Raw genomic sequence first — 18,133 nt, 5'->3', positions numbered from 1 at the left:
CGAATCTATTAAATAATCTGCTGCTTACCTAAAAAATATTTTTAAAATATTCTAATGTGCTAAAATTACATACTACTATATAGAAGCAGCCACCTCGTCTTTTCATAAAAACAGATGTCATTGCTTCTTTAGTGTTGTCGGTTAAATATAAACCAGCTATGGTATTGATTATATGAATTGGAGATGCTTATCGTTCAAAATTCTCTCCTTATTTTATATCAAAATCAATATTACTTGCAGCTTCAGCCTTGAAATAAATTCATTTATTATAATTGGTAATCGCAGTCCCAGTCAGTTACACTGCGATAACATGTAGAAAAATACTATAATCAACATTTCAATGCAGGAATTTCTCCCTTGATGTAGAATATATTTAAAAGGGTAAAGTATTCTAACCATTATCTTCAAGTATATAATTATTTTAACCTGCCAACACTTAAAACATATTAATAAAGTGTCGGGTGGTGAGTATTGTGTACAATAATAATAATAATAAAGATTCCAAAGGGAGGGAACCTAAAATGCTAAGAGAGATGCTTAGAAATAATTTCCCAAATAAAGAAGAAGGAGGAAAATCTCCAGTAGAAGAAGCGCTTCAAGAATTTAGAAAAGAAAACGGTTATGATTTTTTAGAAATAATCAATGATCCAAAAATAAGAACCGAGCATTCACTCAAACAAATTCAAAAATCGACTTATAATGATAATGATTTTCTTGAAAAGTTTCAAGATGATCAAGGTGAGTAGATTCAGAAAGGAGTAAATAGGATTTGCCGCATGAATTTTCGCTTCGGAGATATTGTTTGGTTTAAGTTTCCAAGAGATCCTAATCGGCCTCAGTTTACTATGGAAGGAAACCATCCAGCGCTAATACTCCATGATTATAATCACCCAAACCAAACAATCGTATTATCTCCTCTTTCTTCTCTTCGTGATAAGAATGGCAGTGAAAAAACACTGCAATCATATCATTTAAAGTTATTGAAGAAAGATTACCCAGACTTATCAAACGATTCATTTGTTAAATTAGATCAAATAATGACTTTCTCAAGACACAGAATTAGAGGTTCCACATTGATTTGCGGTTTAAGCAAAAAAGATAAAGCATCAACTCATTTAAAATTAATAGAAACATTACAAATGCAAGACACTATCAAAGAGCTTTCTCGCCAACAACTTGATTCTGCTGTCGAGAGATTACTTGATGAATATATCGATAGTGTATTACAACAAAGTACAGAAAAAGCAAAAAAGCCTCCACAACCATGAGACTATTTTTATACTTTGATATTTATTCTATTAATCCCCTTATAAACTTAACCCACATTAATTTATGCTCCAAATATAAAAAATCCGAACAAAAATGTTCGGATTTTTTAATTACGTCAAAAAGATAAAATACAATGCAAAAATAACAAACAAGACATACATAATCGGATGAATTTCTTTCGCCCGTCCTTTAACAAGCATCGTAATCGGATAGAATATAAATCCAATCGCAATCCCCGATGCGATGCTGGCAGTTACCGGCATCATCAGTACAGTAAAGAAGGCTGGTACAGCAATCTCGAATTTATCCCAAGGAATGTCCTTCAAGCTGCTTGCCATTAACACACCGACAATAATCAATGCCGGAGCAGTCACTTCATTCGTTACCACACTTAATAATGGAGAGAAAAATAAAGCTAACAGGAAGAACAAGCCTGTGACAACCGCTGTAAAACCGGAACGTCCGCCTACGCTTACGCCGGATGTAGACTCTACAAAAGAAGTAGTTGTAGATGTACCGACAGCAGCCCCGACAACACTTGCAGATGCATCTGCAAAAAGTGCTTTCCCTGCTCTTGGCAGCTTATTGTCCTTCATCAATCCTGCTTTTGTTGCAACGGCAACAAGTGTCCCTGCCGTATCAAAGAAATTAACAAACAAAAACGTTAAAATAACAATCAGCATTTGCATGGTAAAAATCTGATCAAAATGAATGAATGCCTGTCCAAATGTCGGCGCTAGGCTTGGCGCACTGCTGACGATTCCGCTGAGGCCAGATGGCACTGGAATCAAGCCAAAAATCATTCCAACAATCGAGCTGATAATCATCCCGTAAAAAATACCTGCTTTAACACCTACTGTAATTAAAATAACTGAAACAGCAATCCCAAAAATAGCTAATAATACTGTCGGCGAGGATAAATCACCAAGTGCAATAATGGTTGATGGATCAGCCTGAACAATTTCTGCGTTCTTTAAGCCGATAAATGCAATAAACAAGCCAATCCCAGCTCCTACCGCCTGTTTCAAACTTGGCGGGATAGCATTAATAATAATTTCACGAATTCCGGTTAAGGTTAAACCAATAAATATAATTCCTGAAGCTAACACACCTGCAAGTGCTGTTTCCCAAGGAACACCAAAGCCGATTACGACGGTATACGTAAAAAATGCGTTCAGTCCCATCCCAGGCGCAAGTGCTACTGGATATTTAGCGAGAACTCCCATAACAATGGAACCAAATGCAGCCGCGATTGCTGTTGCAGCAAATACCGCTTCATGGTCCATTCCCGCTTCTCCTAAAATACTCGGATTAACAAATAAAATATAAGCCATTGCTAAAAAGGTCGTTAAACCAGCGATAAACTCTGTTCGAAAATTCGTACCCAGTTTTTCAAACTCAAAAAATTTACTCATGAACTTTTTTCCTCCATTTTTTATCGGAATTTTTGTATATTCCCTTAGATAGAAAAGTTCCACAAACGCTATGTATTCAGCACGATTATTTTTTTCTAAACAGTGCTTATAAAAAAAACTCTTAATCAAATTAAGAGTTTCCATAGGAACAGCAGATAATAATCTAGAATAAAATTATTTCCGCTGCGTAGTCAGACCATTTACGGCAGTCTGGTAGAAACTCTGGGCCATATCCCCGAAATTATACGCATTTCTATTAAGTTCACATCATTATATTACTAATGCACCTCCTATTTGTCAATAAAACACGAACAAAAACATTCTTTTTCATCTTAACATTCGTCGATAGACTTTCCCACGTAACATAAAGCCTCTATTTCCAGGCAAAAAACATAGAAAAAGCCGTAAATACAGCATTTCTATGTTTTTATTTTATCGCACGATACATTTTACGTATATTGTCGTATTTCGGGCGGCACATAACTGGAAATAAACGCTTCAATCTCTTCCAGGGAATCGGAAAATAAAATACGTTCTCTATCCTGGATGGATAAAAAGCCGTTTTCTACCATCTCATCGTAAACCCTTGCTAAGCTGTCATAATATCCATTTTGGTTAAAAAGAATGCATGGATTATCATTTTGCCCGACTCTTGACCAGGATATCACTTCTGCTATTTCCTCTAACGTTCCCGGTCCGCCTGGAAGTGCTATGTAGCAATCACCCAATGATATCATTTTATTCTTTCGTACAGTCATTGAATCAACAATTTCTAATGTCGTTAACTTGGGATGACTTAGCTCTCTTTCCACTAAGAAGTCAGGAATAACTCCAATCGCTTCTCCTTTGTTTGCCAATACCTCATCCGCAACGGCACCCATTAATCCAGCTTTTCCGCCACCGTAAACCAACGTGTGCTTCTTTTCAGCAATCCACTTTCCAACCCGCTTAGCCGCTTCCTTATAGGCTGGATCTGTACCAAGACTTGCCCCGCAATACACAGCAATATGCATATAAATCCCCCTTCTAAATCCATCTCTTTTTTTATAGTAAACATAACTTATTTTACAATGTAACCCGGACCTGATTCAATATGCTGTATACTAATAATAACAATCATTAGAAGGGTGATAAAAACATGAACTGTATATTCGTCCATGGTCTTGGTCAAAATGCTGCCAGCTGGCAAAGGGTTATTGATTATATAGAAACAAGCTCTCACCAAATAACTTCTCCTAACCTATTCCCACCTCTTGAAGAAGGCAAAGTCAATTATCATCATCTATACCAGTGTTTTTACGATTATTGTGAACGTCTTGAGGGTCCGATTCACCTGTGCGGTCTTTCCTTAGGGGCCATCCTTTCTTTAAATTATGCGCTCGATCGCCCGGAGAAAGTCCAATCTCTTATTTTAATAGGCGCACAGTATAAAATGCCCCGGTTTCTTCTCTCATTTCAAAATGTCGTTTTTCGGGTGCTTCCCAGCCCGGTCTTTCAAAAAATGGGACTGCCGAAGAAGGATGTGATTCAATTAACTACATCCATGAAGCAATTAGATTTCAGCAGAAAATTAGCAGATATTTCATGTCCAACGCTTATTCTGTGCGGGGAAAAAGATAAGCCTAATAAAAAAGCAGCGGAACAGCTAAGCAGCCTGATAGCTGATGCAAGCTTAAAAATAATCAGGAAAGCCGGACATGAAGCAAATGTAGATAATCCTCAAGAGCTTGCAGAAATAATAAATGGTTTCTGGAATGAGTCTGTATTATCTCCGTCTCAACATAAAAATGTATAAAAAAGCTGCATACAGCAGAAACGATTAAGCTTCCCGTTGTATGCAGCCTTTTGTTATGAAACATGTTATTAACGCAATGCCTGCTTCACCTGTCGAATGTAATAAAAACGAACAATAAAGAAATACACAATTTGAATAGCTAAAAACATTCCGAGTACCATTGCCGATTCCTTTACCAGACTGTAGAAAAACATATTGGAAAGCGCCGTTAATGCGACAGCTCCATGAACCAGCGCAACAGCAATCGGTGCAAAGAAAAGAAGCGCGGTTTGTCTGTTCAATACTTTTTTCAATTCCTTCTCGGTTAATCCCATTTTCGTGATTGCCTGAAATTTCTTTTTATCTTCATCTAAATCAGAGTAGAGTCGGAAATAGAGAAAGCTTCCAGCTGATACGAAAAAGACAATTCCGATAAATAAGCCGACGAACAGGATGGGTCCATACATTTTATTGATAACATATTCTTCATACTCACCAATCCGGATTCCTTCTGTAGATAATTCATCATCTAATTTTTCTGCTATCCCTAAAGGAATCTCCTTGTCCTCTGCCTCCTGCCATGCATAGTAGTTTTCCTCCATAGCAGGCTCAGGCAGGCTCTCGAAATCATGATCAGAAACAACATAATATTTTTGGGTAGCAGGCAGTATACTAGATTCTACCAGCTGTACTGGCTCTAAAACAGTGTTTCCCAGCTCAAGCTCCGCATCCTTTAATATATCCGCTTCCTCTTTATTCGAATTATCCCCGCCGATATTAAGAAAAATAACTTCAGGTCCCATCAAAGCCGGAGCACCGTCTTCTATCTGAACCGTTTCATTATCACTTAATTCCGCAATCCGGTTATAATCGGACTCCTTTGTAACCATAACCTGCGATTCATCAGGCAGCTCATAATAATGGAGCGTTACCTGCTCTTTATCCACGTCAACATTTGCTTCCCGCAGCGTTTCATCAATATACGACACATTCGCTTCCTCATTTCCTGTATCATAGTCCTGATAAGAAATCGTAGTTTGGTTCATCTGCTTGATTCCTGCAGTGATATACGATTGAAACCCATACAGTGAGCCAATGGCGCTAAATGCAACGGTTGAAATAATCGCTACTAAGAAAAATGATCTTGCATTATCCTTCATTCTAAAAGATAGATCGGATAAAAGAATCATATTTGTTTTATACCAGAATACATTCTCTTTCTTTTTTAACCGACGGATGATAAATACACTTAATTGGGTAAACAGAAGATACGTGCCAATAATCACGACAATAACAACCGGAATCAGTGCAAAAAACACTTGTAAACCTTCCACTGTCAAAGCAACCGCATATCCCGTTCCAAGCAAAAGCACTGCCAGAATGGTTAAAAATAAGTTTGCTTTCGGCTCCCCTTTTGACTTTTTATCGCCCTTGATTAAATCAATCAATTTCCGGCTCCGTAAAATATATGATACAAATAAAGAAATCAGGAAAAATAGCACCATAAAGCAGCCAAAGGTAAGCAAGATAGGCTGTGTTGGAAAATAAAATGGCAGTTCATTATCAATAATGAGCACATTTTCAGCAATCAATAAAATACCTTTAGAAAAAACCAGTCCTAATCCAATACCGCCGATGGTAGCCAGCAAGCCGATAAACATATTTTCCAAAAAAACCATCGAGCGGATTTGCTTCATGCTCATTCCCTGCATCATCAATAAACCGAATTCTCTTTTCCGTGATTGCAGGAAAGAACTCATCGAGTAAAGCACAAAGAAAAAAGAAAACACATAAATAATCCCGGCAGCCACATTCATCCCAAAGCTGACATACGAATCCATATTATCTCCCGTCAGCTGCGGATGAGAAGCAAAAATAGAAAAGGTAAAGAAAACCATCACAGTAAAAAGGCTGGTTAGAAAATAAGCTGCATATAACCGTTTATTCCGGATGACATTATTAAACGCGAACTGACGAAAAGTCATTGGAATCCCCTCCCATTAATGAGAGTGTGTCGATAATCTTTTGGAAAAAGGCCTGCCGGTTATCGCCCCGGTGAATTTCCGAATAAAACTTCCCGTCGCGGATAAATACGACACGATTACAATAACTTGCAGCCTGCGGATCGTGTGTTACCAAAAGCATCGTTGTCTTTTCCTTTTCATTAATGGACTCCAGCATCTCCATCACATCTTTGGAGGACTTGGAATCCAGATTTCCTGTCGGTTCATCTGCCAAGAGCAGCTTCGGCGTATGAATCATTGCCCGGGCAACGGCTGCTCTCTGCGCCTGCCCGCCGGAAATTTCATAGGTTCGTTTATTCATAATTTCCGTTATCCCCAGCTTCTCGGCAATTTCCTTTGCTTTTTTCTTCATTTCACTTACCTTTTTGCCATCAAGAGTTAACGGCAGCACCATATTCTCTTCCACGGTCAGTGTATGGAGCAGGTTAAAATCCTGAAAGACAAATCCTAACTCCCGTCTGCGGAATTGAGCAAGCTTTTCTTTCTTAAGACGATGCGGGTCCTTCCCGTTAATTAAAATTTCCCCTGTCGTCGGTTCATCAATCGTAGCAATCATATTTAATAACGTTGTCTTACCGCTTCCCGACGGCCCCATAATTCCTACAAATTCATTATCCTCTACAGTCAAATCAATATCTGACAAGGCACGATAGGAGACTTTGCCTTCATATACTTTGCTGACTTGTCTTACTTTCAACATATAAATCCTTCCTTCCTCATCATTATCATTTAACCATAGTATATCGCTGCTCTTAAGGAAGAAACTATCGAAATTCCTTTCAATTACCTTACAGCATTGTAAGATAAGTATCTATTGTTTTAAAGGGATTTTCCAGCGTGCATCATCTTGATTCGTCTTTTCACTTACCAAAATCTATTTTGTACCTTTTAATTTCCCAATCTCCTGATTATTTTTTACTAATAAGGCATATTGAAACAAGCATTATTCATAACATTATTAAGGTAGATTATATTTTCACAAGGAGGAACTAATGAGCGATAACAATCATAATCCGCAACAAGGAAAACGTCATCCTGTTCCAAAAGCAGAAGCAGCAGAAAACAAGCACGCTGCTCGCCAACATGACCTATCCAACACTTCCGGCCCGATGCACTCCCAAACGGTTGGTAAAGATGGTCCGATATTGGAACAGGATAACATTTTGCATGAAACACTGGAAACGTTCATTCACGAGAAGATTATCGAACGTCCTTTACATGTGAAAGGATACGGCGCCTTCGGGTATTTCGAAACACTGAACAGCATGAGCAAATACACAAAGCTTCCTTTTCTTCAGCAGGCTGGTCAATCCGTTCCTGTCGCGGTCCGTTTTTCACTCGGAGCGAGCAATAAAGGCACCCCGGATACATCGCGAAACATACGTGGTTTTTCAACGAAGTTCTATACAGACGACGGGATTTTTGACCTTATTTGTAATGATATCCCCGTCTTTTTATTACGTGATCCGATGCGTTTTCCAGAAAGTATCAAAGCTCTTTCCCCATCACCTAAGAACAACCTGATGGATCCGAATTCGCTTTGGGAATTTGTCGCCAGGCACCCGGAGTCCACCCATTTTATCGTCCGTCTCTTTTCTAACCAGGGCACAGCTAAAAGTTTTCGGAGAATCCCCGCTAACAGCGTCAGTACGTACGTGTGGCGGAATGCAGAAGGAAAACGTCATTATATTAAATACCAGTGGATTCCATTTGAGGGTGTACAATTCATTACAAGCAGCGAGGCAGATAAAATTGCAGCGGCCAATCCGGATTATTCCGGAGAAGATCTCTACAACACCATTGCAGACGGGGGCGTAGTAGAATACGGACTGTATGTACAAATGATGGATCCTAAAGATGCGGGGCAGCTTCCGTTTGATCCGCTTGATGATACAAAAGTATGGGATCCAAAAATGTTCCCTTTTCATCCTGTTGGAAAAATGGTGCTTAATAGCAACCCAGACGATTATATGGAGCAGGTGGAAAAGCTTGCATTCTCTCCGTCAAACTTGCTGGACGGAGCGGAATTGTCCGATGATAAAATCGTACAAGGACGGGCAAATGTTTATTGGGATTCGCAGCGCTATCGTATCGGCCCGCGGTTCCGAGATGTGCCGGTGAATGATCAGAAGCATTGGAAGCCAAGCGATTTGCAGACGAGCGGAGAAGGCAGGTATGTGGAAGGCGAGCTCATACGCTCGGATATTGTAAAGCAGGATGATTTTACCCAGGCAGGGGAATACTATCAATCTTTATCGCAAACAGGAAAAACGCAGCTTGTCTCGAATCTTGCAGCCGGATTGACAGGAGTAAGGCGAGACTTGCAGGCAAAGGCAATAGAGTATTTTTCGCTTGCTTCCTCTGAGCTCGGGGAACGTGTATCAGACGGATTACGATCGTAAATTATAGCATGACATCTGCCACAGCAGCACCATTGCGGCAGATGTCATTTCTTTAGATACTATTTCACTTTAAATTCATCGCTTTTGCGTTTCCGAAAAAAGAATCCGGAACGTGGTGCCCTCTCCCACCCTTGACTCAAATTCAATACGATGATGGAGATACTCCACGGATTCTTTGATTAAATACAATCCCATTCCGGTAGATTCTCTAAATTTCCTGCCGTTCTCCCCAGTATAAAAAGCATCAAAAATACGTCTCTTATCCGCTTCCGGAATCCCGACACCAAAATCCTTCACTTCCAACACAGCTTCTTTCTCCCTTTCATAAATAGAGATAAGAATGGTATTGCTTTTGCCTGCGGAATACTTTACAGCATTTAAAACAAGCTGGGTCAGGATAAAGTAAAGCCACTTTTCATCTGATTGTACTGTCAGCCCTTCCGTTCGTTCTTCCACTTTCGGATAAACTTTATTGCGTATGTAGAATCGTTTGTTTTCACCGTTTACCTCATGAACCAATGATTCCAAATGTATCGGTTTGATATGAAAATCCTGCTCAATTGTCCGCAGCCTTGCCATATAAAGAATTGTATTTAATCCCGATTTCATCCGCTCCGTTTCCTCCCGAATACTGGAGGAGTCTGGCTCATCCAGATTCTGTGCGGTAAGCTCAATGACAGAGATAGGTGTTTTCATTTGATGCACCCACTGATCCATCAGCTTAAGATGCTCCTCCCTTTCCTTTTCAATGGTATTGATCTGCTGCTGATACTGTTTATACTGACTTCGCAACAAATCGTTCATTGCTTCGGAAACAGGATGCGGACTGCTTTTCTGCAAGGATTCATCTAAGGTTTCCATCGGATGACTTAAACGGTGATAAAATGTCTGGCGGCTGAAATACTGATAAAAAAGATAGCAGACAAGAAAAAAGAATCCAATAAAAATCGCGTACAATGCCGGCAGTAAATTCCGGTAGCCATCCAGCCAGTAAATAAGCAGAATAGCCGTAAACTGCACGATATTAAGTACAATCAATAAAGCATGTTCCTTTAAAAATAACTTCATTTTCAACCTCCTTTCAGAGGATGTTCAAAATGCCCAATGAAAATGACTTTTTGAACACGCATGGTAAACATCTGCTTCAAACATCACGGCTTAGAAAAACAAGCCTTTCTATTTCTTTAAAACCATTTCGTTTATAAAATGCTTCTGCCGGTATTCCCCGATCCGTCAAAAGAGAAATAGCAGTAACTGCTTCCGTTTCCATTACTTCTCTTAAATGATGAAGGAGCGCCTTCCCTATTCCTTTATTTTGTCTGTCCGTATCTACACACATTTCATTGTTGAACTACCCCCACTTATCAACCTTATAAGTTGCTTGAAGTTGGAGATTCCTAAGAACACCAACCTACCGGTCAGTTATGGATTAGGCTATCCCCGCAGTCCCTGCGGTTAATCGTAATGCTTCTTTACGAAGATTCCTGCTTGCGTTCCTATCTCTTTGGTGATGGCATTGACAGATATCACACGTCCATGCACGCAAAGCAAGGTTTTTAACGTCTTTGTTTTGGTGTCCACAATGAGAACATAACTGACTGGATGGATAGCTTTTCGAAACTACAACAACCTGCTTTCCATACCAAGCCGCTTTATATTCCAGCATCGTTCGGAACGTTGACCAGGATACTTCGCTAATTTCTTTCGCAAGATTATGATTTTTCAACATGTTTATCACAGACAAATCTTCTATTCCGATGATATCGTGGTTTTTGATTATCTCGGTAGAGATCTTATCCAACATGTCTTTTCTTTTATTAGCAATTTTTTCGTGAAGCCGGGCTACTTTTCGTTTTTGTTTCTGCCAATTTGCTGAACCTACCTGTCTCCTGGACAGAATCACTTGCGCTTTTGCCAATTTCTCTTCTAATGTCCGGAAAAACCTTGGATTTTCATACACTGTCCCATCGGAAAGGGTTGCAAAATCGGTTAACCCGACATCAATGCCTGCAGAGGAACCTGTCTTTTCAACGTATTCAACTTCCGTTTCCGCTACAATCGAAACAAAGTACTTGCCTGAAGGATTGCGCCGGATCGTTGCATTGATAATACGTCCTTTCACTTCCCGACTTTTGGCAAAACGAACCAATCCGAGCTTAGGCAGTTTGATATGTTTATCCAATACAGCAATATTTCCATTGACATGTTTCGTGGTATACGATTGAACAGGATTCTTTTTTGATTTAAAACGAGGTGCCTTATTCTGCTTCTTATAATAGCGCGTATAAGAATCATTCACGTTTTCCACCGCTTTTTGAAGGGCAATACTGTCGACTTCTTTTAGGAAGGGATAGATTTTCTTTAATTCCCGAACTGCTTTGATTGCCTTATTTTTATTGAAAAATTCGCCCTTCCAATTATTTTGAAGAAGCTGTCCATTTTGTACCATTTCATTCACCGTATGCCAATAGTGGTCTTTTTCTTTTTGTTTTCCTGTAAAATAGTTGTAGACAAAGCGGGAGCAGCCGATTGTCTTATGGATGAAGGTGATTTGTTTTTTATTCGGATAGATACGAAAACGAAATGCTTTTTTTACTTTCATAGCTTCTTACCTCCTCCTGTCTATTATATCAGAAGAAGGATGTTTTTGGAACATTTGTTCGATTCAATGCTGGACAGTCGAGACACTCCAAAGCAATCTTTTGTGCATAGGAGATTCATCTCCCCCTTATCTCTACGCGCTTGAAGAGGGAGTTTTCTCTCCTTTTTTTGATAAAAAACTCATCGCCATTCCACCAAGCTCGTCGTGCTCCGAAAATAAAACCAATAATCTCCTCATTCTCTACTGCTAACACGCCTAAAAATCCAGGAGTCGGGTAAAAATCTGATAGATATTGTCTTGCCCTTTCTAATGTCCATTCATCCTTCCATGGCTCTGCGTTAAACACAGTTAAAAATAGTTTACTGCATGGAAGCAAATCTTCTTCTGCCACATTTTTAAATTGCATCAAAATCCTTCCTTTCTTGATTATTCTTCTTTCAACAGGCTTTTTAAGCGGTAGCCGACTCCTCTAACCGTCTCCACTCCATCTGCAATCCCGACAGACTGCAGCTTTTTCCGCACTCTTGTGATATTGACGTTCAATGTGTTTTCATCCACATAGGTCTGGTCGTCCCACAGCTTCTCCAGCAAATCTTCTCTGCCGGCAACACGCGGATAACGATTCATTAAGGTTTCCATAATATCCGCTTCTTTTTTTGATAAAAACGTATCCTCTCCGGCGAAGGTTAATTCCAGCCGTTCCGGGGAAAGCTTTAACCCTTCCACCTCCAGGAAACGCTCCTTCGCATCCTGTGCATACGCTCCATATGCCCGGCGCAGCTGACTGCGTATTTTTGCCATCACGATTTCCGCACTGAACGGTTTTGTGATAAAATCATCGCCTCCGTTTTCCAGCGCCATTACCTGGTCCATCTCTCCTATGCGGGCAGAAATAAAAATCACCGGGCAGGTAGACAGCTGGCGAATTTGCCTGCACCAATAAAAACCATCATAGCTTGGTAAATTAATATCCAGAAGCACTAAGTCAGGATTTTCCTCTTGAAACACTTCCATAACCCGTTCAAAATCCGTAATAAAAGACACCCGATAGCCATATTTTTCAATATAATCCTGCAGATGCTTTGCAATCTTCGGATCATCTTCTACAATCATAATGATTTGCATCCGTATCCCCTTCCCCGTTTTTAACTAATTATGGCACAGATTGGATGGAACCACAAAAATGGAGAAAGCATTTTCACCTTACAATTCTGTAAGCTAACTGTAAGAGAAAGCGATTTTTTCAGCCTGCCTCCTTCTTTACAATAAAGATTAGAATAAAGAACGTAAAAAGGAGTGTCATGATATGAAAAAAGCAGTAAAAGTATTGTTTGGAATACTCATCCTCTTCACCCTCGCCGCTGTTGCCATTCAAAAAACGACAGCCGGCATCATTCCGTTAACAGATTGGTTATTACAGCAACCAGTAGAAACTTATTATGTGGAAACTGCAGATGATAACTATGAGAAATTATGGACCGGCAATTACAAGTATGTTTTTTCAGGGTATAACGCGGATGGCGAGGAGCAGCAAATCACCAAAGTAATCGATAGAGAGCTCCGGCCAGGTGCTTTTCTGCGCATTGATGCATCGGGCAGCTATGGAAAAGGCTGGACAGAGGTAAGAGAAGAGGATGTTTCAGAAGAAGCGCTGCTGCAGTTAAATTAAGAACTGGAAGTGTCCAATGCTATATCGGAATATTTTACTTTTAAAAAACAGGAGTAGTTCCATGACAATTGGAAATTACTCCTGTTTCGATATCATATTTATTTGTGTTTATTACTCTTCCGCTTCTTCCAATGCATCCGGCGACTCATCTGCACCAAGCTCTGGTTCAAGCTCTTCCTGTCCGTCAGCTTCACCTGGGCCGGGCTCCGGATAAACATCTTCCGGCCCTCCATCGAATGCCGGCGGATTTGGCGGTGCAGAATCATTATTGCTAATTCGGACCTCCACCGTATACGTCATGGGTACAAATTCATTAAATACACCCATATCCACGACGGTTCCCTTTACTTCGGATGAATCAACATACTTCACAATATAGTTAATATCTGCGCCCTTTGATTGATACTCCTCATAAAACAGTCTTGGCAAATCACCCTCTGTTTGTCCGCGGAAATCATGTAAATATGGTCTGCCTTGCGAATACGTCACAGTCACATCCTTATCATCTTTATTTGTCAGCTTTGTATCTGCTTCAACAGATTGTGAAATCAGCGTTCCATAAGCAACATCTGCATGAAAAGCATGCTTTACGGTGACATTTAAATCTGGATAATTCATCGCTGCTTCTTCCGCAGTTACTCCTCCAAAATTCGGAACGACCACTGCTTTACCGGCAGATACAACCACTTCCATCTCGTCTCTTTTCGCGATTTTCTCATCCGCTGGTTCACTTTGACTGATAATAGTCCCTTCTTCGACGCTGTCCGAATCAGACTCTTCATAGCTCATCTCAATCTCATTGGTCTCTGCCCATTTTTCCACTTCTTCTTTGGCGACTCCTGTAAAGTCAGGGATGGTAATATTCTTTTCGAAAACTTCTTCTCCTCTTGAATAATAGACAGCAGCACTATCCTTCCGTTTGTATTCCGATTCATCAATACTGCTATCCTTGATGGAAAACTGAAGAAAGCCCCCTGCTTCGATATCATCACTATATTCTGTGACCAGCTGCAGGTTTTCTGCTTTATTTTCTTCAATCCAGATTTGTGCTTCTTCTTGGGACATCTCTGAAAAATCAACCAGCGGAATAACTTCTTCTGGATCAGCACCTAAACTGCTAGTTAATTGCAGCGTTTTTCCTTTTTTAATCTTGTCCCCCTCTGAAACACTTTGGGAAATAACATGGTTCGCGTCATGCTCCATGCTGTGTTCCTGTTCTAATTCGATTTCCACATCGTTCTCCTCAGCCCATGCCCGCACATCTGCCACAGGCTGACCCACAAAATTTTCTACCTTCACATGAACAAGCAGATAATAAATGAAGAAAATCAAAATACAAGCTACAACAGCTCCTGAAATAAGCAGCCACATCCGGCGTTTTTTCTTCCTCCGGTAATCTAAGTCAATTTCCACTTCTTCTTCTGCCTCCTGATAGCGGCTGCTTCTGGAGGAAAGTGAGGAAGAAGCAGGGGGAGACGCATGCTTATGTACGGGTTCTTCTTTTTCCACAGCAGAAGCCTGTTCCTCGTGCTTCTGCTGCGGTACTTTTTCTTCCTGTTTCTGTTCTTTCTTATTGTCACTGCTCTTTATTTCCTTGTCTTCTTTTTCATTTACCAGATCATCATATTTATCTTTATTAAACTTGGATAAAAAATCACTCATAGGAAGACAGAACACCCTTCCTTAATTGGAAAGCCTGATCAGACTGTTCGGCAATTTCATTGGAGTGAGTTACCACAATGACACATTTTCCATGCTCATGTGCCAATTTTTTAAAGATATCAATGATTTCCTGCTCCATCTCTTCATCAAGATTTCCAGTAGGTTCATCGGCAAGAATCAATTCCACGTTCGTTGCCAGCGCACGGGCAATGGCAACACGCTGCTGCTCTCCCCCGGACAGCTGATTAACCAGACGGTCTGCTTTATTTTTGACAATCCCGATATAATCCAGCAAATTATACGCTACGGTTTTGGTATCATCCGGAATTTCATTTTCCGTAATCGACATCGGGACCAGTACGTTTTCAATAGCCGTAAAAGTCGGAATTAAATTATAGCTTTGAAAAATAATCCCCACATTATTACGGCGGTATTTTTCATATCCAATTTTCTTAATATTCTCCTCGTTAAATAACACTTCTCCGCTATGCGGTGAATCCAACGCACTGAGCAAGGATAACAAGGTTGTCTTTCCTGAGCCGGACTGCCCTAAAATCGTATAAAACTTCCCCTTCTCAAAAGAGATAGATGTATCTTTTAAAATATAACGGCGCTGTTCGCCGTCCTGATAATAATAATTTAAATCCTTTGCTTCTAATATCATCTTCTCACCTCACCATCACATCAGTATTTTCTTTGGATTCAACCGGACAATATAAATCAGCGGGATAATCGTTGAAATCAAAATCGTTAACAGACCGATTCCATAAAAACCAAGCACATAGCTGGAATTAAGACTGACCTCATACGAATCCATCACATCTTCTGCCGTCAAATTGGTTTCTATCCCTTCATAATAAATAACTTCTTCATAGCTTTCTTCTTGCGTATCATCTGCTTTCATCATCGTATCTGATACTTGCCCTGCTAAGAGATTTCCAGTAAATAAGGATAATGTAATACCAACAAAGGCAACGACGATCACTTCAATTAAAATCTGTCCCACAACCTTACCCCGCTTCTCACCTAAGGATAAGTAAATCCCTAATTCGCGTTTGCGGTCTCGCAAAAATAGTAAAACGACTAATCCCGTAATGAGTACGGTCGCAATCACAGCCACTAATAAAACATATTTTGACAGCGTGGACATGGATTCCATCGGTCCTGAAATATCATCATATTGGTCACTTGCGCTAATTACCGTATAAAGCTCCGGCAATAACGGGGTCACCTCTTCCTCAAACGGCTCTATATCCTCTGGATTATTTAAGTAAAAGATCGGTGTATAGTATTCCATCGTTTCTTCTTCCAGCATTTCAGCAATTTCCGGGTCATCTTCTGCATATACCTCCCAGTAATACTGTTCTTCGGCAGATATAATGGCATTAGGAACATATACGGTATTCTGATAGTCGATATCCTCCATCAGGAACATATCGCTATCTTCCTCTTTACTCTCTGTCTCTTCCTTTCCAGATTGCGGATCGAATAATCCAATCACTTCTAAAACAATATCTCTGGAATCCAATACGGTCTCTTCACCCGTTTCTTCCGAGTATTCATAAACGGCATTTAATAACGTAAAGGTATCCCCTACCTCTAAATTATTTTGCTCTGCTAGTTTTTGAGATATAATTGCCACGGACGTGCCATTCTCAATCTCTTCCTCTGTAAACACCCGTCCGTCTGTTAACTCCCCTTTTCCTTCTTCAAAATCAATAACTGGAGCGTAATTGATCCCTTTCAAGCTAAAAGGGATATTATCTTCCTCCCCATACATAACATCCTCTTCCAGTTCTTCTTGATAAGGTTCTATACTCTCTGACCCCATCCAGGTGGTCATGCTGTAATCATAGTATTTCACATAAGGAAGCTCGCCGATCTGTTTAATCAGATCAACGCCCAGCTCTTCCATCTCCAATGTTTCCAGCTCATCCTCAGACATGGACTCCCATGCTTTATAATCCATATCAACCGTTGCTGCAGTCCCCAGTCTCTCTTTAATGGTGGACTCTACATTACCGGTCGCCTGCTGAATCGCAATAGCGCCAGAAATCAAATTTCCTAAAATAAAAATAACTGCAAGTAAAATCAAAGACTTTCCTTTTTTTCTAGTAATCCCTAAAAAAGCCCGTTTCATAAAATTCATAACTAACCCCCTCAACAACTTCTAACAATAAATTCTTTTTAAGTATAAATATTACAATTAATATAAAATAACTATCCAAGCCACTACTTGGATATAGCCTCTCACCTCGTTCTAATGATGTATTTTTGTTGCACTGTATTAATACATTAAGACACATATTTAAATGTATTATATTCTTAATACAGCAGAAAAACAACTACTATTTTAAAAATATACAAAATTTTCTTTTCCTTAGGATGGAGCGGAAATAATTTTTCGTAAATATGCGCACATCAGAAATTAACATGTGCTTTTGCATTAATAGAGTAGGCTCTTTAACGTAAGAAAACTTTTTGGTAGAGTTAAAGAATGAAATGAATATAAACGAAATTGATTAAATCATTTAAAGGAGAGAAAGATTTTGAAGAGGGGTCTAGTACTTATACTTTGTGCTTTTTTTCTTTTGGCAGCCTTATCCGCTTGTCAAAAAGAATATACCGGCGAATACACCGAGTGGGGAGAAAAGACGAATAGCAATGCTACGGAATTGTTAGAAAACCATGATATACCTTACGAAATAAGAAATGAAATCATCTATATTCCGGAAGATGCTTTTGATGCAGCTATTTATTGTTGTGCTTAGTACTGAAATACACTAATCATGTTGAGGTGATAAAATTGTTTGTAAAGGGAGTAAATCATTTTTTATTTTCTGTTTCTGATTTGGAAAAATCCATACGTTTTTACCAGAATGTGTTTGATGCTGAATTACTGGTTAAGGGAAAAAGTACAGCTTATTTTGATTTAAATGGCATGTGGCTGGCTCTTAATTTGGAGAAGGACATACCCCGGAATGAAATAAGTCAATCCTATACACATATTGCTTTTTCCATTGAAGAAGCTGATTTTGACAGCATATATAACAAATTAGAGGAGTTAGGCGTAAATATTTTAACGGGCCGTCCCAGGGATGAAAAAGATAAGAAATCGATCTATTTTACAGACCCTGATGGCCATAAATTCGAATTTCATACAGGCACGCTGCAGGACAGGCTGGATTATTATAAACAGGAAAAGCCTCATATGGAGTTTTATATTTAAACGGATAGCTTTGTTTGATTCGCGGCTTCTCCGATTCGAAACATGTTCGTCTATGGATCTTTTTCACTATTAGCGCGAACAGCCACG

General features: G+C 39.7%; 19 protein-coding genes and 1 riboswitch. Of the genes, 7 read left to right on the top strand and 12 right to left on the bottom strand.

From position 1 onward, the window contains the following. Positions 1-521: 521 nt before the first annotated feature. Both MKX55_RS07910 and MKX55_RS07905 read left to right on the top strand, forming a co-directional pair. Positions 522-746, top strand: a complete 225-nt coding sequence (locus tag MKX55_RS07910) for a hypothetical protein (RefSeq protein ID WP_339237427.1) — start codon at positions 522-524, stop codon at positions 744-746. Positions 747-776: 30 nt separating this feature from the next. Further along, entirely contained in the window at positions 777-1,268 is a 492-nt protein-coding gene (locus MKX55_RS07905) for a type II toxin-antitoxin system PemK/MazF family toxin (RefSeq protein ID WP_339237425.1), read from the top strand. 111 nt (positions 1,269-1,379) lie between these two features. Here the strand turns inward: MKX55_RS07905 and MKX55_RS07900 are convergent, their stop codons facing one another. Both MKX55_RS07900 and MKX55_RS07895 read right to left on the bottom strand, forming a co-directional pair. Further along, positions 1,380-2,684: an NCS2 family permease gene (locus MKX55_RS07900; protein ID WP_042532997.1), complete on the bottom strand. Its 1,305-nt coding sequence runs from the start codon at positions 2,682-2,684 to the stop codon at positions 1,380-1,382. A 168-nt stretch (positions 2,685-2,852) separates the two neighbouring features. Next, positions 2,853-2,953, bottom strand: a riboswitch (purine riboswitch). 180 nt (positions 2,954-3,133) lie between these two features. After that, positions 3,134-3,697, bottom strand: coding sequence for a TIGR00730 family Rossman fold protein (locus MKX55_RS07895; protein WP_339237422.1), 564 nt, complete (start codon positions 3,695-3,697; stop codon positions 3,134-3,136). Positions 3,698-3,822: 125 nt separating this feature from the next. Here MKX55_RS07895 and MKX55_RS07890 point away from each other — a divergent pair, with 125 nt between their 5' ends. Then, positions 3,823-4,479 carry an alpha/beta fold hydrolase gene (locus MKX55_RS07890; RefSeq protein ID WP_339237420.1) on the top strand — a complete coding sequence of 219 codons (657 nt, stop codon included), beginning with the start codon at positions 3,823-3,825 and terminating at the stop codon, positions 4,477-4,479. Between the two features lie 68 nt (positions 4,480-4,547). On the opposite strand, the gene MKX55_RS07885 is transcribed toward MKX55_RS07890, so the two are convergent. Together MKX55_RS07885 and MKX55_RS07880 are read right to left on the bottom strand one after the other, a co-directional pair. Next, positions 4,548-6,443, bottom strand: coding sequence for an ABC transporter permease (locus MKX55_RS07885; RefSeq protein ID WP_339237418.1), 1,896 nt, complete (start codon positions 6,441-6,443; stop codon positions 4,548-4,550). Continuing rightward, a complete protein-coding gene (locus MKX55_RS07880) occupies positions 6,418-7,182 on the bottom strand; it encodes an ABC transporter ATP-binding protein (protein ID WP_339237416.1) in 765 nt (254 codons plus the stop codon). Before MKX55_RS07880 ends, MKX55_RS07885 begins: the two co-directional genes overlap by 26 nt. 292 nt (positions 7,183-7,474) lie before the next feature. On the opposite strand from MKX55_RS07880, the gene MKX55_RS07875 reads away from it, so the two are divergent. After that, a complete protein-coding gene (locus MKX55_RS07875) occupies positions 7,475-8,884 on the top strand; it encodes a catalase (RefSeq protein WP_339237414.1) in 1,410 nt (469 codons plus the stop codon). Between the two features lie 75 nt (positions 8,885-8,959). On the opposite strand, the gene MKX55_RS07870 is transcribed toward MKX55_RS07875, so the two are convergent. The 5 genes from MKX55_RS07870 to MKX55_RS07850 form a co-directional block, all read right to left on the bottom strand. After that, on the bottom strand, positions 8,960-9,952 hold the full coding sequence (locus MKX55_RS07870; RefSeq protein ID WP_339237412.1) for a sensor histidine kinase: 993 nt from the start codon (positions 9,950-9,952) through the stop codon (positions 8,960-8,962). Positions 9,953-10,028: 76 nt separating this feature from the next. After that, complete coding sequence (locus tag MKX55_RS07865; protein WP_339237411.1) at positions 10,029-10,223, bottom strand: GNAT family N-acetyltransferase; 195 nt, start codon at positions 10,221-10,223, stop codon at positions 10,029-10,031. A gap of 90 nt (positions 10,224-10,313) precedes the next feature. Then, entirely contained in the window at positions 10,314-11,486 is a 1,173-nt protein-coding gene (gene tnpB / locus MKX55_RS07860; protein ID WP_339237410.1) for an IS200/IS605 family element RNA-guided endonuclease TnpB, read from the bottom strand. Between the two features lie 115 nt (positions 11,487-11,601). Then, entirely contained in the window at positions 11,602-11,892 is a 291-nt protein-coding gene (locus MKX55_RS07855; protein WP_339237409.1) for a hypothetical protein, read from the bottom strand. Between the two features lie 20 nt (positions 11,893-11,912). Beyond that, positions 11,913-12,611, bottom strand: coding sequence for a response regulator transcription factor (locus MKX55_RS07850; RefSeq protein WP_339237407.1), 699 nt, complete (start codon positions 12,609-12,611; stop codon positions 11,913-11,915). A gap of 181 nt (positions 12,612-12,792) precedes the next feature. On the opposite strand from MKX55_RS07850, the gene MKX55_RS07845 reads away from it, so the two are divergent. Then, complete coding sequence (locus MKX55_RS07845; RefSeq protein ID WP_339237405.1) at positions 12,793-13,155, top strand: YxeA family protein; 363 nt, start codon at positions 12,793-12,795, stop codon at positions 13,153-13,155. 111 nt (positions 13,156-13,266) lie between these two features. Here the strand turns inward: MKX55_RS07845 and MKX55_RS07840 are convergent, their stop codons facing one another. Genes MKX55_RS07840 through MKX55_RS07830 form a run of 3 tightly spaced genes read right to left on the bottom strand, consistent with a single transcriptional unit; the run spans position 13,267 to position 16,966 of the window. Further along, positions 13,267-14,817, bottom strand: a complete 1,551-nt coding sequence (locus MKX55_RS07840; RefSeq protein WP_339237403.1) for a PASTA domain-containing protein — start codon at positions 14,815-14,817, stop codon at positions 13,267-13,269. After that, entirely contained in the window at positions 14,810-15,481 is a 672-nt protein-coding gene (locus MKX55_RS07835; RefSeq protein ID WP_193063887.1) for an ABC transporter ATP-binding protein, read from the bottom strand. Before MKX55_RS07835 ends, MKX55_RS07840 begins: the two co-directional genes overlap by 8 nt. A gap of 15 nt (positions 15,482-15,496) precedes the next feature. Then, on the bottom strand, positions 15,497-16,966 hold the full coding sequence (locus MKX55_RS07830) for an ABC transporter permease (protein ID WP_339237401.1): 1,470 nt from the start codon (positions 16,964-16,966) through the stop codon (positions 15,497-15,499). A gap of 400 nt (positions 16,967-17,366) precedes the next feature. Here MKX55_RS07830 and MKX55_RS07825 point away from each other — a divergent pair, with 400 nt between their 5' ends. Continuing rightward, positions 17,367-17,588 (top strand): hypothetical protein, encoded by a 222-nt coding sequence (locus MKX55_RS07825; RefSeq protein WP_339237398.1) that lies wholly within the window; start codon positions 17,367-17,369, stop codon positions 17,586-17,588. Positions 17,589-17,623: 35 nt separating this feature from the next. Continuing rightward, positions 17,624-18,046: a FosM family fosfomycin resistance protein gene (gene fosM, locus MKX55_RS07820; RefSeq protein WP_339183809.1), complete on the top strand. Its 423-nt coding sequence runs from the start codon at positions 17,624-17,626 to the stop codon at positions 18,044-18,046. Positions 18,047-18,133: the final 87 nt, after the last annotated feature.

The organism is Oceanobacillus sp. FSL W7-1281 (assembly GCF_037969835.1).
Taxonomy (GTDB): domain Bacteria; phylum Bacillota; class Bacilli; order Bacillales; family Amphibacillaceae; genus Oceanobacillus; species Oceanobacillus oncorhynchi.
This window is presented reverse-complemented; position numbering and strand designations above follow the sequence as displayed.

Coding starts and splice junctions, on each gene's coding strand:
- MKX55_RS07910 (WP_339237427.1), top strand. CDS start 522: ATGCTAAGAGAGATGCTTAGAAATAATTTCCCAAATAAAGAAGAAGGA.
- MKX55_RS07905 (WP_339237425.1), top strand. CDS start 777: ATGAATTTTCGCTTCGGAGATATTGTTTGGTTTAAGTTTCCAAGAGAT.
- MKX55_RS07900 (WP_042532997.1), bottom strand. CDS start 2,684: ATGAGTAAATTTTTTGAGTTTGAAAAACTGGGTACGAATTTTCGAACA.
- MKX55_RS07895 (WP_339237422.1), bottom strand. CDS start 3,697: ATGCATATTGCTGTGTATTGCGGGGCAAGTCTTGGTACAGATCCAGCC.
- MKX55_RS07890 (WP_339237420.1), top strand. CDS start 3,823: ATGAACTGTATATTCGTCCATGGTCTTGGTCAAAATGCTGCCAGCTGG.
- MKX55_RS07885 (WP_339237418.1), bottom strand. CDS start 6,443: ATGACTTTTCGTCAGTTCGCGTTTAATAATGTCATCCGGAATAAACGG.
- MKX55_RS07880 (WP_339237416.1), bottom strand. CDS start 7,182: ATGTTGAAAGTAAGACAAGTCAGCAAAGTATATGAAGGCAAAGTCTCC.
- MKX55_RS07875 (WP_339237414.1), top strand. CDS start 7,475: ATGAGCGATAACAATCATAATCCGCAACAAGGAAAACGTCATCCTGTT.
- MKX55_RS07870 (WP_339237412.1), bottom strand. CDS start 9,952: ATGAAGTTATTTTTAAAGGAACATGCTTTATTGATTGTACTTAATATC.
- MKX55_RS07865 (WP_339237411.1), bottom strand. CDS start 10,223: ATGTGTGTAGATACGGACAGACAAAATAAAGGAATAGGGAAGGCGCTC.
- tnpB (WP_339237410.1), bottom strand. CDS start 11,486: ATGAAAGTAAAAAAAGCATTTCGTTTTCGTATCTATCCGAATAAAAAA.
- MKX55_RS07855 (WP_339237409.1), bottom strand. CDS start 11,892: ATGCAATTTAAAAATGTGGCAGAAGAAGATTTGCTTCCATGCAGTAAA.
- MKX55_RS07850 (WP_339237407.1), bottom strand. CDS start 12,611: ATGCAAATCATTATGATTGTAGAAGATGATCCGAAGATTGCAAAGCAT.
- MKX55_RS07845 (WP_339237405.1), top strand. CDS start 12,793: ATGAAAAAAGCAGTAAAAGTATTGTTTGGAATACTCATCCTCTTCACC.
- MKX55_RS07840 (WP_339237403.1), bottom strand. CDS start 14,817: ATGAGTGATTTTTTATCCAAGTTTAATAAAGATAAATATGATGATCTG.
- MKX55_RS07835 (WP_193063887.1), bottom strand. CDS start 15,481: ATGATATTAGAAGCAAAGGATTTAAATTATTATTATCAGGACGGCGAA.
- MKX55_RS07830 (WP_339237401.1), bottom strand. CDS start 16,966: ATGAATTTTATGAAACGGGCTTTTTTAGGGATTACTAGAAAAAAAGGA.